At 71.9% G+C, this 26,793-nt stretch carries 18 protein-coding genes, 1 tRNA gene and 3 pseudogenes; 4 read left to right on the top strand and 18 right to left on the bottom strand.

Annotation, left to right across the window (positions count from 1 at the left end; translation table 11 throughout):
• Positions 1-51 precede the first annotated feature (51 nt).
• A complete protein-coding gene (gene dcm, locus D7M15_RS16605; RefSeq protein WP_121518234.1) occupies positions 52-1,368 on the bottom strand; it encodes a DNA (cytosine-5-)-methyltransferase in 1,317 nt (438 codons plus the stop codon).
• A gap of 122 nt (positions 1,369-1,490) precedes the next feature.
• Here dcm and D7M15_RS16600 point away from each other — a divergent pair, with 122 nt between their 5' ends.
• Complete coding sequence (locus D7M15_RS16600; RefSeq protein ID WP_127201766.1) at positions 1,491-2,366, top strand: GIY-YIG nuclease family protein; 876 nt, start codon at positions 1,491-1,493, stop codon at positions 2,364-2,366.
• A gap of 138 nt (positions 2,367-2,504) precedes the next feature.
• Positions 2,505-2,901, top strand: a pseudogene (locus D7M15_RS16595) (tyrosine-type recombinase/integrase); the annotation flags it as partial.
• A 95-nt stretch (positions 2,902-2,996) separates the two neighbouring features.
• Here the strand turns inward: D7M15_RS16595 and D7M15_RS16590 are convergent.
• The 11 genes from D7M15_RS16590 to bldG all read right to left on the bottom strand — a co-directional run bounded on the left by D7M15_RS16590 (position 2,997) and on the right by bldG (position 19,402).
• Positions 2,997-3,070 (bottom strand) — tRNA-Thr (locus D7M15_RS16590).
• A 110-nt stretch (positions 3,071-3,180) separates the two neighbouring features.
• Complete coding sequence (locus D7M15_RS16585) at positions 3,181-4,788, bottom strand: alpha/beta hydrolase (RefSeq protein ID WP_121518231.1); 1,608 nt, start codon at positions 4,786-4,788, stop codon at positions 3,181-3,183.
• A 106-nt stretch (positions 4,789-4,894) separates the two neighbouring features.
• A complete protein-coding gene (locus D7M15_RS16580) occupies positions 4,895-6,103 on the bottom strand; it encodes a DNA polymerase III subunit delta' (RefSeq protein ID WP_121518230.1) in 1,209 nt (402 codons plus the stop codon).
• A 168-nt stretch (positions 6,104-6,271) separates the two neighbouring features.
• Positions 6,272-9,556: a dTMP kinase gene (gene tmk, locus D7M15_RS16575; RefSeq protein ID WP_121518229.1), complete on the bottom strand. Its 3,285-nt coding sequence runs from the start codon at positions 9,554-9,556 to the stop codon at positions 6,272-6,274.
• 118 nt (positions 9,557-9,674) lie between these two features.
• Entirely contained in the window at positions 9,675-12,557 is a 2,883-nt protein-coding gene (gene topA / locus D7M15_RS16570) for a type I DNA topoisomerase (protein ID WP_121518228.1), read from the bottom strand.
• Positions 12,558-12,705: 148 nt separating this feature from the next.
• Complete coding sequence (locus tag D7M15_RS16565) at positions 12,706-12,903, bottom strand: hypothetical protein (RefSeq protein ID WP_121518227.1); 198 nt, start codon at positions 12,901-12,903, stop codon at positions 12,706-12,708.
• A gap of 136 nt (positions 12,904-13,039) precedes the next feature.
• Positions 13,040-14,665 (bottom strand): methyltransferase, encoded by a 1,626-nt coding sequence (locus D7M15_RS16560; RefSeq protein ID WP_121518226.1) that lies wholly within the window; start codon positions 14,663-14,665, stop codon positions 13,040-13,042.
• Positions 14,666-14,955: 290 nt separating this feature from the next.
• Positions 14,956-15,528 carry a small secreted protein gene (locus D7M15_RS16555; RefSeq protein WP_121518225.1) on the bottom strand — a complete coding sequence of 191 codons (573 nt, stop codon included), beginning with the start codon at positions 15,526-15,528 and terminating at the stop codon, positions 14,956-14,958.
• Between the two features lie 211 nt (positions 15,529-15,739).
• Positions 15,740-18,232, bottom strand: a complete 2,493-nt coding sequence (locus D7M15_RS16550) for a sodium-translocating pyrophosphatase (protein WP_121518224.1) — start codon at positions 18,230-18,232, stop codon at positions 15,740-15,742.
• A 226-nt stretch (positions 18,233-18,458) separates the two neighbouring features.
• Positions 18,459-18,908: an ATP-binding protein gene (locus D7M15_RS16545; RefSeq protein ID WP_121518223.1), complete on the bottom strand. Its 450-nt coding sequence runs from the start codon at positions 18,906-18,908 to the stop codon at positions 18,459-18,461.
• 152 nt (positions 18,909-19,060) lie between these two features.
• Positions 19,061-19,402, bottom strand: coding sequence for an anti-sigma factor antagonist BldG (bldG, locus tag D7M15_RS16540; RefSeq protein WP_019547857.1), 342 nt, complete (start codon positions 19,400-19,402; stop codon positions 19,061-19,063).
• A 201-nt stretch (positions 19,403-19,603) separates the two neighbouring features.
• On the opposite strand from bldG, the gene D7M15_RS16535 reads away from it, so the two are divergent.
• On the top strand, positions 19,604-21,931 hold the full coding sequence (locus tag D7M15_RS16535; RefSeq protein ID WP_240649338.1) for a DEAD/DEAH box helicase: 2,328 nt from the start codon (positions 19,604-19,606) through the stop codon (positions 21,929-21,931).
• A gap of 78 nt (positions 21,932-22,009) precedes the next feature.
• Here the strand turns inward: D7M15_RS16535 and D7M15_RS29430 are convergent.
• From D7M15_RS29430 to D7M15_RS16505, 6 genes and pseudogenes are all read right to left on the bottom strand, one after another.
• Positions 22,010-22,327 (bottom strand): annotated as a pseudogene (locus tag D7M15_RS29430) (Rv3654c family TadE-like protein); the annotation flags it as partial.
• 125 nt (positions 22,328-22,452) lie between these two features.
• Positions 22,453-22,854 carry a TadE family type IV pilus minor pilin gene (locus D7M15_RS16525; protein ID WP_121518221.1) on the bottom strand — a complete coding sequence of 134 codons (402 nt, stop codon included), beginning with the start codon at positions 22,852-22,854 and terminating at the stop codon, positions 22,453-22,455.
• Entirely contained in the window at positions 22,841-23,056 is a 216-nt protein-coding gene (locus D7M15_RS16520) for a DUF4244 domain-containing protein (RefSeq protein WP_121518220.1), read from the bottom strand. The genes D7M15_RS16525 and D7M15_RS16520 overlap by 14 nt, the downstream gene beginning before the upstream one ends.
• 119 nt (positions 23,057-23,175) lie before the next feature.
• Positions 23,176-23,970, bottom strand: coding sequence for a type II secretion system F family protein (locus tag D7M15_RS16515; RefSeq protein ID WP_240649337.1), 795 nt, complete (start codon positions 23,968-23,970; stop codon positions 23,176-23,178).
• The gene (locus D7M15_RS16510) at positions 23,967-24,878 is read right to left on the bottom strand and encodes a type II secretion system F family protein (RefSeq protein ID WP_121520878.1); all 912 of its coding nucleotides are present in this window, start codon (positions 24,876-24,878) and stop codon (positions 23,967-23,969) included. Before D7M15_RS16510 ends, D7M15_RS16515 begins: the two co-directional genes overlap by 4 nt.
• Positions 24,875-25,192: pseudogene (locus D7M15_RS16505) on the bottom strand (ATPase, T2SS/T4P/T4SS family); the annotation flags it as partial. The gene D7M15_RS16510 and the pseudogene D7M15_RS16505, both read right to left, overlap by 4 nt.
• Before the next feature lie 45 nt (positions 25,193-25,237).
• Between D7M15_RS16505 and D7M15_RS16500 the strand changes: the two are divergent.
• Entirely contained in the window at positions 25,238-26,788 is a 1,551-nt protein-coding gene (locus D7M15_RS16500; RefSeq protein ID WP_121518219.1) for a recombinase family protein, read from the top strand.
• Positions 26,789-26,793 lie beyond the last annotated feature (5 nt).

Raw genomic sequence — 26,793 nt, 5'->3', positions numbered from 1 at the left:
CGGGAGGCATTCGGTCCTTCCAACGCCTCTGCCGATCGTGCGCGGCCTCAGTCACTTCCGCTTCTCCGGGTCCTTCAGAGCCCCTACGGACTTCAGCGCTTCGGCGACGGCCTTGGCGAAGACCGCACCGAGCTTCACCGGTACGGCGTTACCCAACTGCCTCATCTTCTCGCCCCTCGGCCCGTCGAGGACCACATGGTCCGGGAACGTCATGACTCGCGCGGTCTCCCGAACGGTCATGTATCGGTACCCGGTTCCGCCCCCCTCGTTGACGAAGTCGACCTCGTCGAGCTGCATGACGGATTCGCCGCCGGGCACACCGTGCACGCCCGCCTTCACGGTCTTCGCGGGCCGGTCCAGCACGTTCGGGGTGTGCCCGGCGTACGTACGAGCTCCAGGCCACCCGATGTGATCAGGGATACCGCCCACTTCGAGCTTGTCCTTGACCGCTGCCTCCGTGACGTACGGAAGCGGCTTGCCCTCGTTCTCGTCGATTCCCGCGATGGCATCGCGCAGTGTGCGCCACGGCGCCAGCTTGAGCTTCTCCTTGACCTTCGGGTCCTCGTGGTCGAGCTCAGGAAGGTTGGCGATTACGCGCTTGCGGACTTCGGCGGCCACGTTCTTGTGCCGCTCGGTCCAGTAGGGTCCGCCTTCTCGCATGGAGTGGATGAGTGATTCGTAGGAGTGCGTCTGCTTGGGCATGAACTCGCCCCAGTTGACATCCAGGTCGGCGCGGAACGCGACGATGATCACTCGGTTCCGGATTTGCGGTACGCCGTAGTCGGCCGCGTTGACCTCCAGCTCCTTCACGACATAGCGCTTCGACGGGTCAACGGTGTCGTTGGCGATCAGCTTCTCAAGGATTTCGTTGTGGTCTTCCCACGTCGCTTCCTTGTCTCGCTTCTCGAACGGCAAACGCATTTCATTCAGAATGTAGCCAAAGTACGGCCTGAAGGACGGGCGGAGAAGACCTCGTACATTCTCGCAGATGACCGCCTTGGGCTTGAGCTCCCGAATCGCACGGAACATCTCGGGAAACATATTCCGCTCGTCTTCCATGCCCTTGTGGACGCCGCCCAGACTGAACGGCTGACACGGCGGTCCACCCGCGAGGATGTCGACCTCCTCGTTGACGTGGTCCGCGTAGTCGACGTCCCGCACGTCGCCCGGCACGAGGGGCCAACGCTTTTCAGGTTCGGCGGGGTCCGGCGGGGTGTTGCTCAGCGACTCACAGGCCCGCTTGGCGTACTCATTCACCAGGAGCGGACGGAAGCCCGCCGCGTGTACGGCCATGGCGAGCCCACCGCCGCCGGCGAACAGCTCGACACACGTCCCTACCTCTTGGCGTTCTTCGGGCAGCTCAGACATGAGAGAAGCGTACCGCGGAGTTTGTGATCATGAAGACATCTCCCGCAACTTGCCTCGCGTGTCCCCCAGGACCACCAGATAAGGTGGCCGCGACCAGGAGCTACATAGGGGACGGGTGCCACATGGCCGATGGGTTCAGCGATCAGTTCCGCCTCAGCATCACTGAGGCCCTGAGTAAGCAGTTGTACGCCGCCCTGGCCCGCCTAGAGCCCGCACCCCTCACACGGGAGAACCTGGACGCCCTCGCCCCTCAGGCCGAGAAACTCGGGCTTCCCAGTATGGCCGGGGTGTACCAACTCTTCCGCCAGGAGCCCGGCGAAGAACGCCAACTCACTTATGTCGGAAAGGCCGACGAGCCACTCCCCGAGCGCCTCGGAAATCATCTCTACAAATTGTCCGGGAGGGAAGGTATCTCCATCGAGGAGATGTCGTTCAAGTGCTTGTTCGTCGAAGAGGATCTCTCTTCGGTATCCCCGGAAAAGATGCTCATCAAAGAGCACCTCAAGACCGGGAAGGTCGTCTGGAACAATCGCGGGTTCGGCAACAACGATCCGGGGCGAAATCGAGATCGAACCAAGATCAAGGCAAATCATTTTGATCTTGCGTTTCCCGTTGACCTGTCGCGCAAGGTGAAGGGCCAGACGCCTGGCGTGCAGTCGCTGCACTCGGTGCTTTGGGAGATCAAGCGCGGCATACCGTTCCTCTTTCGCTTCAAGCCCTCGGCTGCTTTCAAGGCGAAGATGGTCACCGTCCCCGATGTGGAGATGACCGTAGACGAGGCGTTTCGATTCGTGGCTCAGCACCTGGACGAAAAGTGGCAGATCTGTGCCTTGCTCGGCTGGGTGATCATGTACGACGACGGTCCTTCGACCTATCCCAGTGCCCGGCGCTACTACCGTCCCGACGGAGTCACTGATCAGGTCCCGGAGACCAAGAAGCCTGGCAAGAACGATGCTGACGACGAGGACAACGACGAAGTCGACGACTCCGACGAGTGATCTCGCCGAACCAGAACTGCGCCCCGCCCACGGCATGCTGCCGTGGGCGGGCGACGAGGGACACCACCACGTCAGCACGGCCGCGTTTCACCTCGGCACGGGCGACGCCCCCGGCTCGGTGTGCGGCGCGATTGGAGCGGGCCGCCGCAGCAATGCAACTTCCGCATGCGGGTATTCGACAGGGGCCGTGACGGCGGCCGGACTCGGCGACCCCGGGATCACGCCGCACGAGCTGCGGCACACCGCCGCGTCGCTCGCCATCGCGGCCGGCGCGGACGTGAAGGTCGTGCAGACGATGATGGGCCACAAGTCCGCCGTCATGACGCTCGACCTGTACGGCCACCTCTGGCCGGACCGGCTCGACGAGGTGGCGGACCGCCTCGAAGAGGGGCGCCAACTCCTGTTGGAGCGGCGCCAAGTCCTCTCGAAGTTCGGCGGCCTCCTCGCCGGGCTGCGTGAGCGCCGTGCCGACGAGCCCCAGCAAGAGCGGGAAGAGGACGAGGTCAGCGCCGCGCCTATGGCTATCGCCGCGTGAGCAAGAGCGAAAAGCGGTGTGTACTAAATACGTACTGCCCGGCGGGTAGACCCACCGGGCAGTGACACAAACGGCCTGTGACCAGGCATTTCGTGAGCCGCCTTCGGGATTCGAACCCGAGACCTACGCATTACGAGTGCGTTGCTCTGGCCAACTGAGCTAAGGCGGCACGCTGCGCGCTCGCCATGGTGGCTGGAGCAGCGGCAGCAAGTCTACAGGGTTTCCGGGGGTGCCCCGACCCGGGTGCGGGTCGGGGTCCGGGGGCGGGCGTACGGCGTCTCACGTGCAGCGCTCGCCGTCCTCCGGTGCCTTGCCGTTCACCAGGTAGTCGGCGACGGCGCCGTCCACGCACTGGCTGCCCTGCATGAACGCCGTGTGCCCGTCGCCGTCCCGGGTGAGCAGGCGGCCCGAGGACAGTTGGCCCGCCAGTCCCTGCGACCAGGCGTACGGGGTGGCCGGGTCGCGCGTGGTGCCGACGACGACGATCGGTGGGGCGCCCTTCGCCTCGATGCAGTGCTGTTCACCGGTGGCCTTGGTGGGCCAGTACGCGCAGTTGAGCGACGCCCACGCGAAGCCCCGGCCGAAGACCGGGGACGCCTTCTCGAACGACCCCACGTGCTTCTCCACGTCCTCGGGCCCGGCGAACGCCGGTGGCAGGTCGAGGCAGTTGACGGCGGGGTTGGCGTACATGATGTTGGCGTACGAGCCGTCCGCGTCCCGCTCGTAGTACGCGTCGGAGAGCGCCAGCAGGTCCTTGCCCTTGCCCTTCATGGCCGCGCCCAGGGCGGTACGCAGCTCGGGCCACAGCACGTCGCTGTACATCGCCTGCGCCACGCCCGTCGTCGCCAGCGACTCCGTCAGCTCGCGGGAGCTGCCCGTCGCCACGGGCTTCGCGTCGGTCTTCTCGAAGAAGGCGCTGAGCCGCTCTCCCGCGTCCCGCGCGCTCTTCCGGCCCAGCGGGCAGTCGGACTGCTTGACGCAGTCCTCGGCGAAGGCGCGGAACGCGGTCTCGAAGCCGCCCGTCTGCTCGCGGTTGACGTCGCGGGAGGAGAGCGACGGGTCGAGGGCGCCGTCGAGGACGAGGCGGCCGGTGCGCCGGGGGTAGAGCCCGGCGTACGTGGCGCCGAGGAACGTGCCGTACGACGCGCCGTAGTACGACACCTTGTCGTCGCCGAGCGCCGCCCGCAGCACGTCCATGTCGCGCGCCGCCTCCACCGTCGAGACGTGGCCGAGCAGGCCGCTGGAACGCTGCTCGCAGCCCTCCGCGAAGTCCTCGTACGCGGCGACGAGCGCGTCGGCCTCCTTCGTGTCGTCCGGTGTCTGGTCGGTGGTGACGAACCGGTCCATCTCGCGGTCGGAGAGGCATTCGACCGGTTCGCTGCGGGCCACGCCGCGCGGGTCCATGCCGACGACGTCGTACCGCTCGCGTACCTCGGCGGGGAAGCCGACGGCGGCGGCCTGCTGGAGGTACTCGATCGCGGAGCCACCCGGTCCGCCCGGGTTGACCATCAGGGAGCCGAGCCGCTTCTCCCCGCCGTCCCCGGTCGCCTTCTTGCGGGAGACCGCGAGCTTCAACTCGGCCTCGGCGTCCGGCTTCCCGTAGTCCAGCGGCACCTTCAGGGTCGTGCACTCGAAGCCGATGGTGCCGCACTCGCGCCACTTCAGCCGCTGCTCGTAGTACGGCTTCAGCGCCGCGGGCGTACCCTCCGGCAGCGGCTCCAGCGGCGGGGCGTCGCCGCCCGGCTCGCGGGTGGGGCTGGGGGCGGGGCTGCTCGCGGAGTCCTCACCCCCGTCGGAGTCGCCGGAGCAGCCCGCCATCAGCAGTACGGCGGCCAGGCAGGCGGCCGACGAGGAGCGGAGCAGACGGCGGGTGGTCAGAGAGCGCATGACGGGCGGTACCCCTCCGTGGCTGTACGGCGGTCCCCGGAGCCCCGTGGCCGTACGGCGGTCCTCGGGGCGCGGGACGGTCCGTCGAGCGTAGCCCGCGGCGGGCTCACCCCTCGCGCAGCGACATCGCCATCGCCTCGACGGCGAGCAGCGGCGCCACGTTCCGGTCGAGGGCGTCGCGGCAGCCGAGGATCGCCTCGATCCGGCGGAGGCTGTGCTCGGGGCGGGAACGGGCCGCGATCTGCTCGACGGCGTCCCGCACGTCCTCGTTGGCCATCGCGACCGGTGAGCCCAACTGGCGTGCCAGCACGTCCCGGTAGAACGCCGTCAGGTCGGTGAGGGCGAGGTCCAGCGAGTCGCGCTGCGTACGCGTCGCGCGTCTCTTCTGCCGGTCCTCCAGCTCCTTCATCGCGCCCGCCGTGCCCCGTGGCAGGCGCTTGCCCTCGGCGGCGCCGAGGGCGGCCCGCAGCTCCTCCGTCTCCTTGGCGTCGCGCTCCTCGCCGACCTGCTTGGCGTCCTCCGCCGCCGCGTCGACCAGCTCCTGCGCCGCCTTCAGCGCCTCCCCGACGTCCGCGACCCGCTGCGGCAGCCGCAGCACGGCGGAACGGCGCGCCCGTGCCCGTTCGTCCGTGGCGAGGCGGCGGGCGCGGTCGATGTGGCCCTGGGTGGCGCGGGCGGCGACGGCGGCGCGGTCCGGCTCGATGCCGTCGCGGCGGACGAGCACGTCCGCGACGGCCTCCACCGGGGGCGTACGCAGGCCGAGCGTGCGGCAGCGCGAACGGATCGTGGGCAGCACGTCCTCGGTGGACGGCGCGCAGAGCAGCCACACCGTACGGGGTGCGGGCTCCTCGACGGCCTTCAGCAGGACGTTCGCCGCGCCCTCCGTCAGGCGGTCGGCGTCCTCCAGGACGATCACCTGCCAGCGGCCGACGGCGGGCGCCAGCTGCGCGCGGCGGACCAGGTCGCGGGTCTCCTTGACGCCGATGGTGAGCAGGTCCGTACGGACCACCTCGACGTCCGCGTGCGTGCCGATCAGCGCCGTGTGGCAGCCCTCGCAGAACCCGCAGCCGGGCTCGCCGCCCAGTGCCCGGTCCGGGCTGACGCACTGGAGCGCCGCGGCGAAGGCGCGGGCCGCCGTGGCGCGGCCCGATCCGGGCGGGCCGATGAACAGCCACGCGTGCGTCATCGCGGAGCCGCTCAGGACGGGCGGCTCGCCCGCGGCGGCCGCGGTGACGTACGCGTCGGCGTCCCGCGCGGCGGCGGTCAGCTGGACGGTCACCCGCTCCTGACCGACCAGGTCGTCCCATACGGCCATGGCTCTCCTGACGTCACACGGCTGCCGCGCGGCGGTGCGGGCAACGTCCCCATTGTCCGCGACGCCACTGACAATCCGCGCCGCTCCGTACGAGGCGTACCGGGGCGGTACGCCGGAGGGGCGGGCACCCGTACGTCGTCCGTACGGTGCCCGCCCCTCCTCCCGCCGTCAGGACCTGCGGCCGCGCCCGCGCCCGCCCGTACGGTCGCCGCCGTCCCGGTCGTCGTCCCACGAGCCGTCGCCGTGCGGGCCGAGCAGTTCGTCGGCGAGCGTCGGCATGTCGTCGAGCGGGGTCTCCTCCGCCCAGTCGGGGCGGGGACGGGGGCGGGGTGCCGCGTCCGCCTCCGGCACCTGCGGCAGTTCGGCAGTACGCGCCAGCTCCTCCGGGGCGCCGCCCGGCGCCCCGGGAGCGGCGGCCGCGCCGGGGTCGACGGCGGGCATGACCGTCGTCTCCTCCTCCGGGGCGACCGGGGCGGCGCCGGGGGCGCCGAGCGCGCCGCCGGGCCCGCCGAAGCTGGGCAGCTGCGTCGTCTCCTGCCCGTCCGGGTCGGCGCCCGCAGCCGGGGCCTGCCCCGGGGCGTCCGGGCGCGGCTGACTCTGCGTCCGCTCGGACGGGCTCTGCTCGGACGGGTCCATCTGCGGGATCTGGACGGTCTGCGCCGAGTCGTCCGGCAGGTCGTGCCCGTGGCCACGGGCGGGGCCGGTGCCGGAGGCGGCGTCGGGCACCTGCTCCGTACCGACCTGCTGAACGCCCTCGCCGTAGATGGGCAGTTGGGTCGTCGACTCGTTGTCGCCGCCCTGCTCGCCACCCTGTCGGCCGCCCTGCGCCTCCTGCCGCGTAGCCGCCTCGGCGGCCCGCGCCTGCTCCGCGCGCAGCAGGGCCTCCTCGGCCTTGCGCTGCTTCTCCAGGCGGCGCTCCTCGGCCTCCTTGCGGAGCCGCTGCTGCTCCTCCGCGAGCCGCCGCAGCCGGTCCTGCTCGTCCTGCCGGGCCTGCTCCTCGGCCTCGCGCCGCTGCCGCTCCTCCTCGGCCACGCGCCGCGCCTCCTCGGCACGCTGGCGCGCCTCCTCGGCCTTGCGGGCCTCCTCGCGCTGGCGCTCCAACTCCTCCTCGCGGCGCTTGCGTTCCTGCTCCTCGCGGCGCAGGCGCTCGATCTGCTCCTGCCGCTCGCGCTCCAGGCGCTCCTCCTCCGCCTTGCGCGCGGCCTCCTCCTCGGCCTTGCGGCGGGCCTCCTCCTCGGCGGCCTTACGGGCTTCCTCGACCGCCTTGATCTCGGCCTCGGAGAGGGGGAGCAGCTGGTCGAGCCGGTGCCGTACGACGGTGGTGACCGCCTCGGTCTCCTGCCCGGCGTCCACGATCAGGTAGCGCGCCGGGTCGGCGGCGGCCAGGGTGAGGAACCCGGACCGGACCCGCTGGTGGAACGCGGTCGACTCGGACTCCAGCCGGTCCGGCGCCTCGGTGAAACGCTCGCGCGCCGTCTCCGGCGAGATGTCGAGCAGGACCGTGAGGTGCGGTACGAGCCCGTCCGTCGCCCAGCGGGAGATCCGGGCGATCTCCGTCGGGGACAGTTCGCGTCCGGCGCCCTGGTAGGCGACGGAGGAGTCGATGTAGCGGTCGGAGATGACGACGGCGCCGCGCTCCAGCGCCGGACGCACCACCGAGTCGATGTGCTCGGCGCGGTCGGCGGCGTACAGCAGGGCTTCGGCGCGGTCGGACAGCCCGGCCGACGAGACGTCGAGGAGTATCGAACGGAGCCGCTTGCCGATCGGCGTCGCGCCCGGCTCGCGGGTGACGACGACCTCGTGGCCCTTGTTCCTGATCCACTCGGCGAGGACTTCCGCCTGCGTCGACTTGCCCGCGCCGTCGCCGCCCTCGACGGCGATGAAGAAACCGTTCGCGGCGGTCGCCTGCGCGGTGTCCCCGGCGCCGGAACCGGAGCCGCTCAGCGCGGCCTTGAGGTCCGTACGCAGCGGGACGCCCTGCCGGTCGTCCGTACGCCCGAGGACGAGCGCCGCGACCGGCAGCAGCAGCGCGCCGACCAGCATCAGCGCGAAGGCGCCGCCGCCGTGGTCGAAGACGAAGTCGCCGTTCTCCATCCGGTGCGGGCCGATGAGACCGGCCAGCACGGGGGCGACGACGGCGCTCACGCCGAGCGCGAGGCCGACGACGGCGTGCAGGTGCTCGGTCGTACGCGCCCGCCGGAACTCCTCGACCTCCTGGTCGAGGAGCGTGTGCCCGGTGTGGGCGGCGACACCGGCGGCGAGGCCGGAGAGGAACGACAGGCCGATCACCGTCGCCGTGTCGGGCGTGAGCCCGGTGGCGAGCAGCGCGATGCCGGTGACGGCCAGGGCGACGGCGAGCAGTCGGCGCCGGGACAGCGCGGGGAACGTACGGGGGGCGAGCCGGATGCCCGCGACCGTGCCGCCCGTCAGGCCGAGCACCAGCAGGCCGAACGTCACCGGGCCGCCGCCGAGGTCGGCCGTCTGGAACGGGGCCAGCGCGACGGCCGCCGCGATCGCCCCGGCGGTCGCGGCGCACGCGAGGACGAGCAGCGGTACGGCGCCGGTGCGGCCCTTGTCGGGCGCGTCGCCCTTCTTCGGGCGGCGCAGGCCCTCCAGCGGCGAACGGGGGCGCCGCGTCTCGGTGTCGGGCAGCTCCAGGAAGTACAGGACGGAGAGCGAACCGGCGAACAGCCCGGCCGCCACGTACGACCCGAGGGCCGCCTGGTGGTCGGCGAACCAGTCGATGCCGGACCCCAGGAGATTCCCCACCAGGGTCACCGCGACGAGCGCGGCGGCGGCGATCGGGAACGTCAGGAAGCCCGTACGGACCGACAGGCGGCGCAGCGCCTCCCGGTGGTCGGGGAGCGGCCGGACGGCCGCGCCCTCCAGCGGCGGCGCCGGGAGGAGCGCCGGTGCGGCGCTGTCCTTGGCGACGGTCCAGAGGCGCTCCGCGACGCCGGTGACGAAGACGGTGACGAGGACCGCGGCGTACGCGTGGTCCGGCGTCCAGTCGATCCACAGCGGGGCGATGATCAGCGCGACGGAACGGAACGCGTCGGCGCCGATCATGGTCCAGCGCCGGTCGAGCGCGCCGCCGGGCGCCGTCAGCGCCGCGAGGGGCCCGAGCAGCGCCGCGCCGAAGAGGGCCGTGGCCAGCAGTCGTACGCCGAAGACCGCGGCCACGGCGAAGGCCACGCCCCGGTATCCGCCGCCCAGGACCTCGGGGCCGCCGGAGAGGGGTACGACGACGGCCGCCTGGAGCGCGAGGAGCAACAGCACGAGAACGGAGAGGACATCACCGATCCCGCCGGTGAACTGGGCACTCCACAGTCGCCGCAGCGGTGCGTGACGCAGGAGTGCGCGCACGGCGTGCTCGCGGGACTCGGCGGCCAGTGCGTCGTCTGCGGCGGGCCCGGCCGGGGCCACGCCTGTTGGCTGCTCTGCACGCGTCATTCCGTCAGCGTATCGGGAGCCGCCGACAGCGTGAGGCGCCGCCCGAACATTTGGGCGGCGCCTCACGTACGCGAGTGGCCTCACGGGGACCGCGTGGACCCGTACGGCAGCCGTGCGGCTAGTCGGCCCCGGGGGCCTTCTCGGCCGCCGCCTTCTTCGCGGGGGCCTTCTTCGCCGCGGTCTTCGCCGCCGTCTTCTTGGCGGTCGTCTTCTTCGCCGCGGCCTTCTTGGCCGGGGCTTTCTTCGCCGGTGCCTTCTTGGCGGGCGCCTTCTTCGCGGTCGCCTTCTTCTTCACCGGGCCCTTGGCGCGCTTGTCCGCCAGCAGCTCGAACCCGCGCTCCGCGGTGATCGTCTCGACCTCGTCGTCCCGGCGCAGTGTGGCGTTCGTCTCGCCGTCCGTGACGTACGGGCCGAAGCGCCCGTCCTTCACGACCACCGGCTTGCCGCTCTCCGGGTCGTTGCCCAGCTCCTTCAGCGGCGGCTTGGCGGCGGCCCGGCCGCGCTGCTTCGGCTGCGCGTAGAGGGCCTGCGCCTCCTCCAGCGTGACGGTGAACAGCTGCTCCTCCTCGCCGAGGGAGCGCGAGTCGGTGCCCTTCTTGAGGTACGGCCCGTAGCGCCCGTTCTGCGCGGTGATCTCGGTGCCCGACTCGGGGTCGACACCGACCACGCGGGGCAGCGACAGCAGTTTCAACGCCTCGGCCAACGTCACCGAATCGAGGGACATCGACTTGAAGAGGGAGGCGGTACGCGGCTTGACCGCGTTCTTCCCCGTCTTCGGCGTCCCCTCGGGCAGCACCTCGGTGACGTACGGGCCGTAGCGCCCGTCCTTGGCGACGATCGGCCGCCCCGTCTCCGGGTCGGTGCCCAGCTCGAAGTCGCCGCTCGGCTTGGCGAGCAGCTCCTCCGCGTACGCCACGCTCAGCTCGTCCGGCGGCAGGTCGTCCGGCACGTCGGCGCGCTGGCCGGGCTCGTCCGGGTTCTCCGACGGCTTCTCCACGTACGGGCCGTAGCGCCCGACGCGCAGCATGATCCCGCCGCCGACGGGGAACGACGAGACCCCGCGGGCGTCGATGGCGCCCAGGTCGGAGACCAGCTCCTTGAGGCCGCCGAGGTGGTCCCCGTCGCCGTTGCCGGAGTCGGCCGCGGTGCCGGCCGCCGACGCGGCGGAGGCCGCCGCGCCCTCGGGGCCGCCCTCGCCGAAGTAGAAGCGCCGCAGCCAGGGCACGGACTCGGCCTCGCCCGCCGCGATCTGGTCGAGGTCGTCCTCCATCTTGGCGGTGAAGTCGTAGTCCACGAGCCGCCCGAAGTGCTTCTCCAGCAGTCCGACGACGGCGAAGGAGAGGAACGACGGGACGAGGGCGGTGCCCTTCTTGAAGACGTAGCGCCGGTCGAGGATGGTGCCGATGATCGAGGCGTACGTGGAGGGGCGGCCGATCGCCCGCTCCTCCAGCTCCTTGACCAGCGTCGCCTCGGTGAACCGGGCGGGCGGCTTCGTCGAGTGCCCGTCGGCGGTCAGCTCCGCGACGGTCAGCGGGTCGCCCTCGGCGACCTGCGGCAGCCGCCGCTCGCGGTCGTCCAGCTCCGCGTTCGGGTCGTCGGCGCCCTCGACGTACGCCTTGAGGAACCCGTGGAACGTGATGATCTTGCCGGTGGCGCTGAACTCCGCGTCCCGCCCGTCCGCGCTCCGCCCGCCGACCTTCACGGTGACGGACTGGCCGACGGCGTCCTTCATCTGGGAGGCGACGGTCCGCTTCCAGATCAGCTCGTACAGCTTGAAGCGCTCGCCCGTCAGCCCGGTCTCGGCGGGCGTGCGGAAGCGGTCGCCGGAGGGGCGGATCGCCTCGTGCGCCTCCTGCGCGTTCTTCACCTTGGAGCTGTACGTACGCGGGCTGCTCGGCAGGTAGTCCGCGCCGTAGAGCTGCGTGACCTGCGCGCGGGCGGCCGTGACGGCGGTGTCGGAGAGGGTCGTGGAGTCCGTACGCATGTAGGTGATGAAGCCGTTCTCGTACAGCTTCTGCGCCACCTGCATCGTCGCCTTCGCGCCGAAGCCGAGCTTGCGGCTCGCCTCCTGCTGGAGGGTCGTCGTACGGAACGGCGGGTACGGCGAGCGGCGGTACGGCTTCGACTCCACCGAGCGCACCGCGAACGCGCTGTCCCGCAGCCCGTCCGCGAGCCCCCGGGCGGTGGCCTCGTCCACGTGCAGCACGCGGGCGTCCACACTGCCGGACTTCAGCTGCCCGTCCGGCCCGAAGTCGCGGCCCTGCGCGACCCGGCGGCCGTCCACGGCGGTCAGTCGCGCGCCGAGGGTGCCGGGGTCGGAGGCGTCGCCCGTACGTCCCGTGGCGAAGGTGCCGGTCAGGTCCCAGTACTCGGCGGTGCGGAACGCCATCCGCTCCCGCTCCCGCTCGACGACGAGCCGGGTCGCGACGGACTGCACGCGGCCCGCCGACAGGCGCGGCATGACCTTCTTCCACAGGACCGGCGAGACCTCGTAGCCGTAGAGGCGGTCGAGGATGCGGCGGGTCTCCTGGGCGTCGACGAGCTTCTGGTCGAGGTCGCGCGGGTTGTTGACGGCCTCCTGGATGGCGTGCTTGGTGATCTCGTGGAAGACCATCCGGCGCACCGGCACCTTGGGCTTGAGGACCTCGCGCAGATGCCAGGCGATGGCCTCGCCCTCGCGGTCCTCATCGGTGGCGAGGAGGAGTTCGTCGGACTCGGCGAGAAGCGACTTGAGCTTCTTGACCTGGTCCTTCTTGTCGCTGTTGACGACGTAGAGCGGTTCGAAGTCGTGGTCGACGTTCACGCCGAGCCGGGCCCAGGGCTCACCCTTGTACTTGGCGGGCACCTCGGCGGCGCCGTTCGGGAGGTCTCGGATGTGCCCCACGCTGGCCTCGACAAAGTAGCCGGGCCCGAGGTAGCCCTTGATCGTCTTGGCCTTGACGGCCGACTCCACGATCACGAGCCGACGCCCGCCGTTCGAGGTCTCGCTGGTCGGGGACAACTTCGCTCTTCTCTCCGGATCGGCTTCGGTGTCGCTGCGGAGTGTGACCGTACCTCCCGCCCCCATGTCAAACGGGAAAAGTCCGCAACGCCACTCGAACGGTAACCCGACATCCGAGTTTCCTGCCGCCCGATGTGCCCGCAGCGCGTCAGCCCGACAGCAGCGTCCAGAGGCCCGCGAGGCCCGTGGCCAGCCCGAAGCAGCCGCCGACCACGGTGGCCGTGGACTGCCGTACGCCCTCCGCCACGGGCAGGCCGCGCGCCGCGCGGGCGCCCGTCCACAGCATCAGTCCGGCGCCGAACGCGGTGAAGACCGCCCCGGCGAACACCGCGGGTCCACTGTCCATGGGCGCAGCCTCACACGCGGTGCGGGCGCCCGTCCCAACTCCGGATGAACGCGAGGCTGCCGGAGCGCCACCCGCCCCCGGCGCGCGCTCCCGCACTCCCCCGGCGCACGGGTCCGGACGCCCGGCGGGACGACCGTCAGGACGGCTCGGGCACCGGCAGCAGGAAGCCCTGCGCGACCAGCTCCCGGATCTGCTCCGGCGTACTGTCCCGCAGCCGTACGGGGTCCTCCCCCAGCAGCTGCGCGATCGCGTCCAGAATCCGCCCCGCCGGAAGTGACCCGTCGCACACCCCGGCGAAGCCCGCGCCGACGGTGTCGACCTTCGTGGCGCGCCGCATCCCCCGGTGCTGCCGCAGCACCACGTGCTCCGGGTCCTCGGCGCCGGGCAGCCCGACCTGTTCCTGTACGACCTCGTCAGCGAGCCGGAAGTGCCAGGAGAGGAGCGCGGCGTCGTCGGTGCCGCGCAGGAAGTCCTGCCGGTCGAAGTGGGCGCGTACGACGTCGCCGAGCGGCTGCTCAACCGGGTGCGGCCACTCCTCCGCGATGACGGACGGCGTCTCGGCGGACGTCGCGCGCACCGTGATCCAGCCAAAGCCGACCGCCGTCGTACCGCGCGCCTCGAACTCGTCCAGCCACGCGCCGTACCGCACCGCGTACCCCTCCGGGCCGTCGGCGTGTTCCCCGCCCACGTGGTCCCCGGCGTCGCGCAGCCACAACTCCGCGTACTGCGCGACGTCCTGCACCTCGCGCTGCACGATCCACGCGTCGCAGCCCGGCGGCACCCAGGAGGTGACACGGTCGCGCCAGTCCTCGCCCTCGCGGTGCTCCCAGTTGGCGAGGAGCTGGCAGTAGCCGCCGTCGGCCAGGTGGTCGGCGGCCCGCTCGACGAGCGTGCGGCAGAGGTCGTCGCCGCTCATGCCGCCGTCGCGGTACGTGAGGCGGTCCTCGGCGCCGCGCGCGGGCGAGATGACGAACGGCGGGTTGGAGACGATCAGGTCGAACGGCCCCTCGTCCGCGACCGGTTCGAAGAGGGAGCCCTCCCGCAGGTCCGCGGGGGCGGCGCCGGAGAGCGCGAGCGTGAGCCGGGTCATGCGCAGGGCGCGCGGGTTGAGGTCGGTGGCGACGACGTGGGCGGCGTGCTGGGCAGCGTGCAGCGCCTGGATGCCGGAGCCCGTTCCGAGGTCGAGGGCGCGGGCGACCGGCCCGCGGACGGTGAGGCCCGCCAGGGTGGTGGAGGCGCCGCCGACGCCGAGGACCACGTCGGCGCCCGGGTCGGGGAGTTCGGGCGCGGGGCCCCCGGCGCGTCCGGCGCCCGCCGCGCCGCCCACGGCTCGGCCGAGGTCGGAGACGATCCACCAGTCCTGGCCCGCGGGGCCGCTGTACGGGCGGATGTCGACGGTGGCGCGTACGGCGTCGGGCACGTCGGCGCCGTACGGCACCCGCGCCCGCGTCTCGTCCCCCGTCTGCTCGACGCGGACCAGCCAGCCGTCCGCCAGGGCCTCCTCGCCCGGGAGCGCGGCGTACGCCTGCTCAGCGCTGACGGGCTGCCGGAGCAGGAACAGCCGGACGAGCGTCGCGAGCGGACCGCCGCCGCGGGTGGCGCGCGACGCGGGCACGGTCTCGCTGCGGGAGAGGGCCGCGTAGGCGGGGGCGCCGAGCAGGTCCAGCAGGCCGTCGGCGGTGAAACGGGCGTCGAGCAGCGCGGCGCGGAGCCGGTCGGCGGCCTCGGGCGTGGGCTCGGGAAGGGGGAACGGGTGGGTCACGGAACCATTGTGGCGCCCACCGCGCGTTCACGCCGGGGCGCGTCGGGACGAGCGCGCCCGGACCGACTGTGCGCGCGCCGGACGGCGTACGCCCGCCGGGCCCTCCGTACGCCGCCCGGAACCGTACGCGCGCGCCCCTCCGCCACCGCGCACCCCGGCACGTACGCCGGTCCGCGCCGGTCACCGGGCCGCGCCGGACCCGGCCGACGGCCCGTCAGCTCACGCGCGCGCCACGGCCGTCACACCCGCGCACTCCGTGCCCCGCGCCGCGTCACGCGCTCCGCGCCGCGTCACGCGTCCGAGGTGCTCGCCGGGGACGGGCGCTTGCAGCCTTCCTGCTCGGCCATGGCCTTGCCCAGGTCACCGGACTGGAGCTTCTGGAGCGACTCGTCCCCGCTCTGCCCCAGCTCACCGAGCTTGGTGGCCAGTTCCTTCAGCCCGGAGGCGAACTTCGCCTGGTCCTTCGTGTTCATCTTGTCGACGCTCTTCTTCAGCTCGCCGTACTGCCGCGAGAGCCCGTTCAGCTCCTTCACCGCGTCCGTACGGAGCTTCTCGCCCTTGTCGACGGGCGGCTCACCGGCGTTGTCGACCGCCGTGGCAAGGGACTTGTACGCCTCGGAGATGTCCTGGAACGCGGCCGAGTCGGTCTTCTTGACCTCCTCCGGCGACTTCTTCTGCTGGGACGCCTCGTTGATGGAGGTGTTGGCCTTCTGGATCTTGCCGACCTGGGGCTTCACCTGGTCGCAGACCTTCTTGGCCCAGTCGTCCGCCTCCTTGCCGCTGTCGTCCTCGCCGCCGCATCCGGCCAGCGCGAGGACGAGTGCCGCCGCGCCGGACAGTACAGCCGTGTGCTTCTTGTTCACCGGATCGGTCCCTTCCGTGGCAGTCCCGGCCCGGAACTTACACGGCACGGACGCATCGGCGGCGAGACGGACGAGCGTTCTGTGCCTGTTTGATCCGTTTGCACCACACGTCGAGACCCGGGACGCATGCCGACATGCCCGTACGAAGGGGCGGACGGAGCGTCAACAAGCCCCGCCCGCCCCGGTGTTGTGCCAGGTCAGCCGCCTGCGGCTAGGTCGTCGCGGCGGGTGCGCCCGACGGCTTCGACTGCCCGGTGTTGCCTTCCTCACCCACGGCGATCCCGCGCCGCTTGGACACGTACACCGCGCCGACGATGATCGCGCCCGACACCACGGCGACAGCGGCACGTACGCCCGCGCTCTCGTCGTCCCCGTAGCTGAACTGCACGACGGCGGGTGCGATGAGCAGCGCCACCAGGTTCATCACCTTCAGCAGCGGGTTGATCGCCGGACCGGCCGTGTCCTTGAACGGGTCGCCGACCGTGTCACCGATCACCGTGGCCTCGTGGGCCTCGCTGCCCTTGCCGCCGTGGTGACCGTCCTCGACCATCTTCTTCGCGTTGTCCCAGGCACCGCCCGAGTTGGCGAGGAAGACGGCCATCAGGGTGCCCGCGCCGATCGCGCCCGCGAGGAACGCCGCGAGCGCGCCGACCCCGAACGTGAAGCCCACGCAGATCGGCGCGAACACCGCCAACAGCCCCGGCGTCGTCAGCTCGCGCAGCGCGTCCTTGGTGCAGATGTCGACGACGCGGCCGTACTCCGGGGTCTCGGTGTAGTCCATGATCCCGGGCTTCTCCCGGAACTGCCGCCGCACCTCGTAGACCACCGAACCGGCCGAACGCGACACCGCGCTGATCGCCAGCCCCGAGAAGAGGAAGACGACGCTCGCCCCCAGCATCAGCCCCACCAGGGTGCTCGGCTGGGCGATGTCCAGGACCTCCAGCATCTCGGCGCCGCCCTCGCCCGCCTCCGCGAGCGCCTTCGACAACTCGATGCGGTACGAGCCGAACAGCGCCGCCGCGGCCAGCACCGCCGTCGCGATGGCGATGCCCTTGGTGATCGCCTTCGTGGTGTTGCCCACCGCGTCGAGGTCGGTGAGCACCTGCGCGCCCGCGCCCTCGACGTCGCCCGACATCTCGGCGATGCCCTGCGCGTTGTCGGACACCGGACCGAAGGTGTCCATGGCGACGATGACGCCGACGGTCGTCAGCAGGCCGGTGCCCGCGAGGGCGACCGCGAACAGCGAGAGCATCAGCGTGCCACCGCCGAGCAGGAACGCCCCGTACACGCTCAGGGCGATCAGCAGCGCGGTGTACACCGCGGACTCCAGGCCGAGCGAGATGCCGGAGAGGACCACCGTGGCCGGGCCCGTCAGGGACGTCTTGCCCACGTCCTGCACGGGTTTGCGGGACGTCTCGGTGAAGTATCCCGTGAGCTGCTGGATCACCGCGGCCAGGACGATGCCGATGGCGACGGCCGTCACGGCCAGCACCTGCGGGTTGCCGTCGTGGCCCTCGATGGCCGCGGGGACGTTCTCCAGGCCCCCGTAGCTGGACGGCAGGTACAGGACGGTCACGACGGCCACGAGCACCAGCGAGATCACCGCGGAGATGAAGAAGCCGCGGTTGATGGCGGTCATGCCGCTGCGGTCGGTGGGGCGGGGGGCGACGGCGAAGACGCCGATCATCGCGGTGATCACGCCGATCGCCGGTACGAGGAGCGGGAACGCCAGTCCGGCGTCACCGAACACGGCGGTGCCGAGGATCAGCGCGGCGACCAGCGTCACGGCGTACGACTCGAAGAGGTCGGCCGCCATGCCCGCGCAGTCCCCGACGTTGTCGCCCACGTTGTCGGCGATGGTGGCGGCGTTCCGCGGGTCGTCCTCCGGGATGCCCTGCTCCACCTTGCCGACCAGGTCGGCGCCGACGTCGGCGGCCTTCGTGAAGATGCCGCCGCCGACCCGCATGAACATCGCGATCAGCGCGGCACCGAGACCGAAGCCCTCCAGCACCTTGGGGGCGTCGTCCGCGTAGACGAGGACGACGACGGCGGCGCCCAGCAGGCCGAGTCCGACGGTGAACATGCCGACGACGCCACCCGTACGGAACGCGATCTTCGTCGCCGTGTGCGCGACGGCGGTGAGATCGACGGATTTTCCGGCGCCGTTCGCGTTTCCGATTCCGCTGACGTTCCCGCCTGCGTTCTCACCCGCGTTTCCGCCGGCGTCACTGCCCGCGATTCCACTGGCGCTTTCGCTTGCGCCGCCACTTCCGTTCGGCGTGGCCTCACGGGCCGCAGCGGCCACACGTACATTGCTGCGTACCGCGAGCCACATTCCGATATAGCCGGTGGCCGCCGAGAAAGCGGCACCGACCAGGAAGAACAGCGAACGGCCGATCCGTTGCGACGTATCGTCGGCGGGCAACAGGAACAGCAGGAAGAAGACCACCACGGCGAATACGCCGAGCGTACGCAACTGCCGTGCCAGATAGGCGTTGGCGCCTTCCTGGACGGCCGCGGCGATCTTCTTCATGCTGTCGGTGCCCTCACCGGCGGCGAGCACTTGCCTGACGAGCACCAGACCGACACCGAGTGCCGCGACCGCCACGAGCGCGATCACGATCACGAGCGCGCGGTTGCCGCTCGTGAGTGCGGCGTCAGCGAGGTGCTGGTGCTTCTGAAGTGGGCTGATATGCCCCGCCATTCGTCCTCCTTGACTCTGGCGCACGGGCGCGCGCAAGGCACGCCCAGGCGTCCGGCTGCAAAGATGGTGGACGGATTCTAGGTAGCGGCTCGGGATCAAAACAGAGCGCGACCGCGGCGATGAGCCGTCGGTCAGCGAAGATCGAATGGAGCGCGCGGCGGGAATTCCCTCATTCGAGGGTGTCGGCCGAATTGACGGGCCGAGGAATGATCTTTTTAACGATCTTTCAGGGAAGCGTGGCGACGGAGGTCGCGGGCCAACTCATACGGATGATCCCGCCCTTCTCATCAGCGGTGATCTCGACGTCGTCGACCAGTCCGCTGATCACGGCGAGCCCCATCTCGCTGTCGGCCTCCGCCTCCTCGTCCTCGGACGGGGCCTCGGGGATCTCGTCCCGGGCGCCCGGGACGAGGGCGCCGACGGTGCCCGGGGACTCGTCGCCGACCTCGATGGAGAACTTCTTCTCGTCCTCGATCAGGGCGACGCGTACGGGGCTGTCGACGCCGTTGCTCATGTGCAGGCCCACCGCGCGGGTGCAGGCCTCGCCCACGGCGAGCCGCACCTCGTCCAGCACGGCCTCGTCGACTCCGGCACGGCGTGCCACGGCCGCGGCCACCAGTCGCGCGGTCCGCACGTGCTCCGGAAGCGCGCTGAAACGGAGTTCCACGGTGGCCATGCCATCCCCCTCGGGTACGGGCGGAGTTACGGGTGCGACGGATGCGCGTTCACGGCTGCCGGGCCCTGACACGGGCCCGGCAACCCTCTTCCGGTGTCTGCTCCGGCCGCCCCACGGTCCGTACGGACGGCGCGGCGAGTCGGCGGGTGACCTCAGTCGGTGGCGGCGACGGCCTCGTCGACGGAGCCGTGAATCGGGAACACCTTGGTCAGGCCCGTGATACGGAAGATCTTGAGAATGCGCTCCTGGTTGCAGACGAGTCGGAGCGAGCCCTCGTGGGCACGCACCCGCTTGAGTCCACCGACGAGCACACCGAGACCGGTGGAGTCGAGGAAGTCCACCCCTTCCATGTCCACGACGAGGTGGTAGCTCCCGTCGTTCACGAGCTCGACGAGCTGCTCGCGCAACTTGGGCGCGGTGTATACATCAATCTCGCCACCGACCTCGACGATCGTGCGATCGCCGACAGTACGGGTCGACAGGGACAGGTCCACGGATCCTCCAGCACCTTGCTATCGAGCGGTCCGCCCCTGGGGCGTCCCCTTGCTTTGGGGCCCCCTCCGGTGGTCTCCCGCCCGAGGCGGGCGACGGCAGGGGACGGATCGGCAGCCGCAGAAGCATTCAATCACTTACCAGCAGGGCCGCACGACGCCTTGCGGTCATTGTCCGTCCCGGCGGTGACAGACTCGATGCCGATGGCCAACACCCACGAGCCCCTGACAGTGCTCGAACGTCTCGCCTCCGGACCGGACCGGGCCGCGCGCATCACCCATACGGAGCATGTGCCCCCGAGGCTCGGCCGCCATGCGGACTGGCCTGATCAGATACGGCCCGAGGTGATCGACGCCGTACGCGCCGCCGGCATCGAGCGGCCCTGGGAGCACCAGGCGCGCACCGCCGCGTACGCGATCACCGGCACCTCCACCGTCGTCGCCACGGGCACCGCCTCGGGGAAGTCCCTGGCCTACCTGGTGCCCGCCCTGAGCACCGTCCTCGACGGCGCCGAGGCGCCCAACGGCCGCGGCGCCACCGTCCTCTACCTCGCCCCCACCAAGGCCCTGGCCGCCGACCAGCGCCGGGCCGTGGCCGAACTGGCCGCGCCTCTGGGCACGGCGGTGCGCCCCGCCGTCTTCGACGGCGACACCCCCTTCGAGGAACGCGAGTGGGTCCGCCTCTTCGCCAACTACGTGCTGACCAACCCGGACATGCTCCACCGCGGGCTGTTGCCCGCCCACGCGCGCTGGTCCTCCTTCCTGCGTGCCCTGCGCTACGTCGTCGTCGACGAGTGCCACACCTACCGCGGCATGTTCGGCTCGCACGTCGCACAGGTCCTGCGCAGGCTGCGGCGGCTCTGCGCCCGGTACGGCTCCGAGCCCGTCTTCCTCCTCGCCTCCGCCACCTCCGCCGACCCGGAGGAGGCCGCCGGCCGGCTGACCGGCGTCCCGGTCACCGCCGTCACCGAGGACACCTCTCCCCGCGGCGAACTCGTCTTCGCCCTCTGGGAGCCGCCCCTGACCGAGCTGCACGGCGAACGCGGCGCACCCGTACGCCGTACGGCCACCGCCGAGACCGCGGAACTGCTCACCGACCTCGCGACGCAGGGCGTCCGCACCGTCGCGTTCGTGCGCTCCCGGCGCGGCGCCGAACTCGTCTCGCTCATCGCGCAGGACCGCCTCGCCCATGTGGACCGGACGCTGCCGGGGCGGGTCGCGGCCTACCGGGGCGGCTACCTGCCCGAGGAACGCCGGGCGCTGGAACGGGCCCTGCACTCCGGCGAACTCCTCGGCCTCGCCGCCACCACCGCGCTCGAACTCGGCGTCGACGTCTCGGGCCTGGACGCAGTCCTCATCACCGGCTATCCCGGTACCCGCGCCTCGCTGTGGCAGCAGGCGGGGCGCGCGGGGCGTACGGGGAGGGGCGCGCTCGCCGTACTCGTCGCGCGCGACGACCCGTTGGACACGTATCTCGTGCACCACCCCGAGTCGCTCTTCCGGCACCCCGTCGAGTCGACCGTCCTCGACCCCGACAACCCGTACGTCCTCGCGCCCCACCTCTGCGCCGCCGCCGCCGAGACCCCGCTCACCGAGGCGGACGCGAAGCTGTTCGGCCCCGAGTACGGGCGCCTGCTGGAGCAGTTGGGGCGGCGCGGGCTGCTGCGGCGGCGGGGCTCGTCCTGGTACTGGACGAAGCGGGAGCGCGCCGCCGACCTCACCGACATCCGGGGTGGGGGCGGCAAGCCGTTCCAGGTGGTGGAGGAGGGCACCGGGCGCCTCCTCGGCACGGTCGACGCCGGGGCGGCGCACGCGAGCGTCCACGAGGGGGCCGTCCACCTGCACCAGGGGCGCACGTACGTGGTGAACCGCCTCGACCTGGACGACGCCGTCGCCCTCGTCGAGGAGTCCAGCCCGCCGTGGTCCACGGTGGCGCGGGACACCACGGCCATCTCCGTGCTCGAAACGGAGACGGCGGTCCCGTGGGGTGACGGCACGCTGCACTTCGGGGCGGTCGAGGTCACCCACCAGGTCGTCTCGTACCTCCGGCGGAAGCTCGTCACGGGCGAGGTGCTGGGTGAGTCGAAGCTCGACCTCCCGCCGCGCACCCTGCGTACGCGCGCGATCTGGTGGACGGTCACCGAGGACCAGCTCGACGCGGCCCGGGTCGGTCCGGAGATCCTCGCCGGGGCGCTGCACGCGGCCGAGCACGCCTCGATCGGGCTGCTGCCGCTGTTCGCGACGTGCGACCGCTGGGACATCGGGGGCGTGTCCGTCCCGCTGCACCAGGACACCCTGCTGCCGACGGTGTTCGTCTACGACGGTCACCCCGGCGGCGCCGGTTTCGCCGAACGCGGCTTCCGTACGGCGCGGGAATGGCTCACCGCCACCCGCGAGGCCATCGCCTCCTGCGAGTGCGAGGCGGGCTGCCCGTCCTGCGTCCAGTCGCCCAAGTGCGGCAACGGCAACGAGCCCCTGCACAAGGCCGGTGCCATCCGCCTGCTCGACCAGCTCCTGGCGGGTGCGGCCTGACGGCGGTCCCGTACGGTCTGCGGCGCGCCCGCGTTCCCCGTACGCCGTCCCCTCCGCCGCTCCGGGCGGCCCCGCGCGGGAGCGGGCCCGGGGTTCGTACGGCCCGGCGCGGACGCTGACCGTCAGGTCGCAGACCTCGCCCTCCAGCACGCACCGGGTCACCCGGGCGCCCTGGGCCCCGGCGACCGTACGGGCGGCGGCGCACGCCGCCCGCTGGCCCTCCAGCGCGCGGCCGACGGCCGCCAGCGCGGAGAGGTCCGCGGCGGAGGCGGCCCGGTGGCGGGCCGCGACGACCTGGCTCAGGGCGAGGACACCGCCGAACACCGCGCACAGGGCCAGCGCCGAGCACGCCGCCCACACGGTGGCCGCGCCCCGGTCGCGCCGCGCCGGGCCCACCACCCCGCGCCGTACGCGTGCCACCACGGCACGGACCACCGCCGTACGCAGCGCCGCGGCTCGGGACGGCTCCGCCCGTGACACCGCCACCCGGGAGAGCCCGGCCCGCACCACCCGTACCGGCCTCAACTCCCTTCCTCCGACTCCGCCATGGCGACGGCTCGGGACTGGACCGGCAGGGTCAGCGGTCCCGGGCCCACCGACCGGGCCCGGACCCGTACGTGCACCAGCTCGCCGTCCCGTACGACCTCCACGGCCGCGCCGTCCGGCGCCACCGCGCGCACCGCGCGGAGCACCGCGTCCCGCGACTCACCACGGGCGGCCGCGCGGGCGCCGACACCCGCGCCGTCCACGCAGCGGACCAGTGCGGCTCCCGTCATGACGCCCCAGAGCAGCGCCAGCACGAGGAACACCAGCGACGGGATGACCACGGCGGTCTCCGCCGTGACGTAACCGCCGTCGCGCGTACGGTGCCCGCCACCGGTCCGTACACCCTCCTCCTCCCGTGCCCCCTCAGACCGGCGCATCGAGGGCCCTTTCGATCATCCGCTGGAGGGCGCCGCGGATCACGCCGCTGGTGGCGACGTCGCAGAGCACCGCCCCCAGGGCCGCTGCCGCGATGGTGCCCATCGCGTACTCGGCGGTGGCCATGCCGCGGTCGCCGCCCGTACGGGCGCCTCGCGCCCGCTGCCAGCGGCTCCGGGCGGCTCGGCATACTCGTGCCAGCATTCTTCGTCCTCCTTCTTCCGTTTCTTCCGTCGTCTTCGCTAGCGGTTCTCGAACCACGGGCGTAGGCACGGCCGTTCACGCCTGTCAGATCTGTCAGGGCTGTCGGAGCGGCGATCCCTTCAGAGCAGCGATCCGGCGAGACCGAGCGCCACCGGAGCCACGCCCAGCGCCAGGAACGCGGGCAGGAAGCACAGCCCCAGCGGCGCGGTGACGAGCACCGCCGCTCTGCGGCTGCGTGCCGCCGCCGCGCGGGACGTACGGGCGCGCGCGTCCGCCGCGAGGCGCGTCACCGGCTCCACCGCGGGCACGCCGACCGTCGCGGCCCGTTCCAGGCAGCGGGCCAGCGCCTCGCAGCCGGGCGGCCCGCCGAACCTCCCCCAGACCGCCGCCGGTTCGCCGCCGAGCCGCAGCTCGGTCGACGCCCGCACGAGGCGGTCGCCCAACGGTCCGCCGAGTGCGCCGCCCACCGCCTCGGCCGCCCGGCCCGGGTCGGAGCCGGTCGCGAGGCACGCCGCCAACAGCTCCGCTGCCAGCGGCAGTTGGTCGGCCACGGCCCGCGTCTCCGCCGCCGACGCACGGTCGGCCCCGCCCCCGCCGCTCCGCAGCCACCGCCACGCCCCGGCGGCGCCGACCGCTCCGGCCAGACACCCGACCGGGCCACCGACGGTCACCACGCCGAAGAGGAGGGCTCCGAGCGCGAGGAGGGTCTGCCGTACGGGCGCGTCCCGGAGCCGTCGCGGTACGGCGGCGGTCGGCGCCGCACTCCGTACGTGGCCGCCGGGGGAAGGTGGGCCGAGCAGTTCACGGGCCCGTTGCCGCGCGGACCGTTCCCGACGCCACCCGGTGGAGGCGACGACGCAGCCCGTCGCCGCCAGCAGCGCCGTCCACAGGCTGGGGACACCGACGCCGCTCACGACGGACCGCCCCGCTCGACCGCGCGCACGATCCGCGCCACCCAGGCCAGTCCGGCGATCTCCAGGAGGACGCCCACCGCCAGGCAGGCCAGTCCGGCGGTGCTGTGCAGCAGCACCCGTAGCGGGTCGGCGCCCATGGTGCCGCCGAGCAGCAGCCCGGCCGCGGGGAGCAGCGCGAGGAGCAGCGCCGTCGTACGCGGTCCCGCCAACTGCGCGGCGAGGTCGTCCCGTTGGTCCCGCTCGGCGCGGAGTGAGGCCGCGACACGGTCCATGCCCTCGGCCAGTCCGGCGCCGCTGTCGGCGGCGACCTGCCAGCACGCCGCCGCTCCGCGCAGCCCCGCCGCGCCCGGTGGTCCGGCGCACGCGCGCAGCGCCGTCGGGATGTCGCCGCCGAAGCGCGCGGCGGCGACCAGCGCGGCCCCGTGCTCCCCGAGCCCGTCCGCTCCGGCGGCCACCAGCGCTCGCGCGGGCGGCGTGCCTGCTCTCAGCTCACCCGACACCGCGGCGCACAACTCGATGACGGCCTCTTCCCGTTCCGCCTCCGCCGTCCGCTCCCGCCGTGCCCTCAAGCCCCGCCGCGCCCACGGAACGGCCAGCGCGCCCGCCACCACCGGCAGCGGCGACGCACCCAGCGCCCCCAGCAGTACGCCGACCGGCAGGCACCACCACTCGGGCCCCACCCGGCCCCCGCACCAGCGCCGTACGGAAGCGGCACAGGACGCGGCGCAGTAGGCGGCGAACTCCCGTGGACCATCCGGCCGTTCACCACCCCGGGCCGACTCCTCGGCACCGCCCGCGAGCAACAGCCGCGACCTGCGCAGCCCCTCGTCCCGCGCGCCCGTCAGGCAGGCGAAGAGCGCCACGCACACGGTCGCCAGCCAGAGCGGAAGCGTCCCCGTGCCCGTCACCGCACGCCCCCGCCCCGGGCGCACAGCGCCTCCAACCGGTGCCCGCCGGGCCCCGGCAGGAAGCCCTCGGTGCCCCACACGGCGGCCGGTACGGTCGTGACCAGGCCGTACCGGTCCCGCTCCAGCACGTGGACCTCCGCGATACGGCGCAGCCCGGAGCGGTCCCGTACGAGATGGACGACCAGGTCCAGTGCCGCCGCCAACTGGCTGTGCAGCGCAGTCCGGTCGAGCCCCGCGGTCGCCGCCAGCGCCTCCAGCCGCGCCGGGACGTCCGCGGCAGCGTTGGCGTGCACGGTGCCGCACCCGCCCGGGTGTCTCGCCTAGCACTGCATAGGCGTTCCACTCGCTTGGAAGCCGTCATGAGACAACCAACGTGCGTCATCTACGACCGACTGTCCCGCCTGTTCGCGGAAGAGGCACCGGACCACCGCGTCAACGCTTGCCGCACCTACGCGGAAGCCCGTGGGTGGAAAGTCGTCCACGTCGCCACGGACACCAACGTCAGCGGAGCAAGCAGACTTGAAGACCGCGAAGGGATGCGGGAAGTCCTGTCGTGGCTTCCCCGCACTGACTACGTACTTGCCGCGAAGTTGGACCGGTACGCGCGCAGTGTCCTCGAATTTCAGCGGCTCTTGCGTGCCGCTGACTCCACCTCAACGACAATCGTCACCGCTGACGGGGTGGTCAGCCCGGAGAATTCGTCCATCATCATCAATGTTCTTGCAGCGTTCGCGGAGTACGAACGGGACATGATCACGGCTCGAATCACAGCGAGCAAGGTCTACTTCCGCAAGCGCGGTAACCACCTGGGCGGGCTGGCGCCGTACGGCTACATGGTCTGCGGGCCCGTGAACAACAAGCGATGGATCATTGACGAGCCAGCGGCGGCAATCATCCGTGAGTGCGCTGACCGACTCGTGAACCATGGTGCGTCACTGGCCGGGCTTGCCCGTGAACTCAACGAGCGCGGAGTTCTTCCCCCGGCGGAGCACGCACGACAGCGCGACGGAAGAAAGCTACGCGGCGGCAAATGGCACCTGACAACACTGCGCGATGTGCTCTACACCCCGGCACTTCGCGGCTGGCTCGTGCAGGCCGTGCCCGGGACGAAGCGCGGCGCCGTCAGCAATCAGCCCGTACTCGACGACGATGGCAGTCCCGTATCCGCCGGTCCGGAAATCCTCAGTGCCGAAGTCTGGTCAGCGGTTCGCGCTGTCCTTGACGGAAAGGCCAAGGGACGGGGCGCTCCCCGTAGCGGTAAGGCGCTGTTGCTACACGTGGCACTGTGTTCCGAATGCGAAGGGCCGATGTACAGGCAGCGCCGCGCGGTGAACGGCAAGGACTACAGCACCTACGTATGTCGAAACGGCGTCGGAAAACGAGGAATCCACAAGCCCAACGTCATCACGGCCCGGTACCTGGACGAACTCGTGACCGCCGACTATCTGAAGCGCTTCGGGGCCTTCGCGCTCATGCGCTGGGCTGAGGCTGACGGCAGCGCGGTACTCCAACTCAGCGAAGTCAGCGGGCAAATCGAGCGCCTTGCCGGGAACCTCGCACAACTTGACCCGAACGGCGCGGCGGCACGCGTGGCTATCGGGCAGCTCAACGCCCTCGAAGCTCGTCAGCGCGAACTGTCAGCAGAAGCGGAGCACGCCTCAGGCCGCTGGGTTGACGCCGGGGGGGCCATTGCCGACGAGTGGCAGCGGCGAGACGACACAGGGCGCCGGGCACTTCTCGCTGATCTAGGCGCGCGCGTAATCGTCCATCCGGCAAAGGCGGGTGCGCCTAAGCGGTTCGATCCACAGCGAGTGAAACCGAGTTATGAGGGCCCCGCCTGGTGGCGGGATCTTGATCCGGCAGGCGCACACCTTGAAGCCATCGCGAGGGAAGAGGGGTTGTCCGCATGAGCGCC

This window comes from Streptomyces sp. Z26, assembly GCF_003665095.1.
Taxonomy (GTDB): domain Bacteria; phylum Actinomycetota; class Actinomycetes; order Streptomycetales; family Streptomycetaceae; genus Streptomyces; species Streptomyces phytohabitans.
This window is presented reverse-complemented; position numbering and strand designations above follow the sequence as displayed.

Bases quoted from the DNA above. Each gene is read 5' to 3' on its own strand.
- D7M15_RS16535 (WP_240649338.1), top strand. From the start codon at position 19,604: ATGGCCAACACCCACGAGCCCCTGACAGTGCTCGAACGTCTCGCCTCC.
- D7M15_RS16550 (WP_121518224.1), bottom strand. From the start codon at position 18,232: ATGGCGGGGCATATCAGCCCACTTCAGAAGCACCAGCACCTCGCTGAC.
- D7M15_RS16600 (WP_127201766.1), top strand. From the start codon at position 1,491: ATGGCCGATGGGTTCAGCGATCAGTTCCGCCTCAGCATCACTGAGGCC.
- D7M15_RS16525 (WP_121518221.1), bottom strand. From the start codon at position 22,854: ATGCGCCGGTCTGAGGGGGCACGGGAGGAGGAGGGTGTACGGACCGGT.
- dcm (WP_121518234.1), bottom strand. From the start codon at position 1,368: ATGTCTGAGCTGCCCGAAGAACGCCAAGAGGTAGGGACGTGTGTCGAG.
- D7M15_RS16545 (WP_121518223.1), bottom strand. From the start codon at position 18,908: ATGGCCACCGTGGAACTCCGTTTCAGCGCGCTTCCGGAGCACGTGCGG.
- D7M15_RS16585 (WP_121518231.1), bottom strand. From the start codon at position 4,788: ATGCGCTCTCTGACCACCCGCCGTCTGCTCCGCTCCTCGTCGGCCGCC.
- D7M15_RS16565 (WP_121518227.1), bottom strand. From the start codon at position 12,903: ATGGACAGTGGACCCGCGGTGTTCGCCGGGGCGGTCTTCACCGCGTTC.
- D7M15_RS16580 (WP_121518230.1), bottom strand. From the start codon at position 6,103: ATGGCCGTATGGGACGACCTGGTCGGTCAGGAGCGGGTGACCGTCCAG.
- D7M15_RS16520 (WP_121518220.1), bottom strand. From the start codon at position 23,056: ATGCTGGCACGAGTATGCCGAGCCGCCCGGAGCCGCTGGCAGCGGGCG.
- tmk (WP_121518229.1), bottom strand. From the start codon at position 9,556: ATGACGCGTGCAGAGCAGCCAACAGGCGTGGCCCCGGCCGGGCCCGCC.
- D7M15_RS16500 (WP_121518219.1), top strand. From the start codon at position 25,238: ATGAGACAACCAACGTGCGTCATCTACGACCGACTGTCCCGCCTGTTC.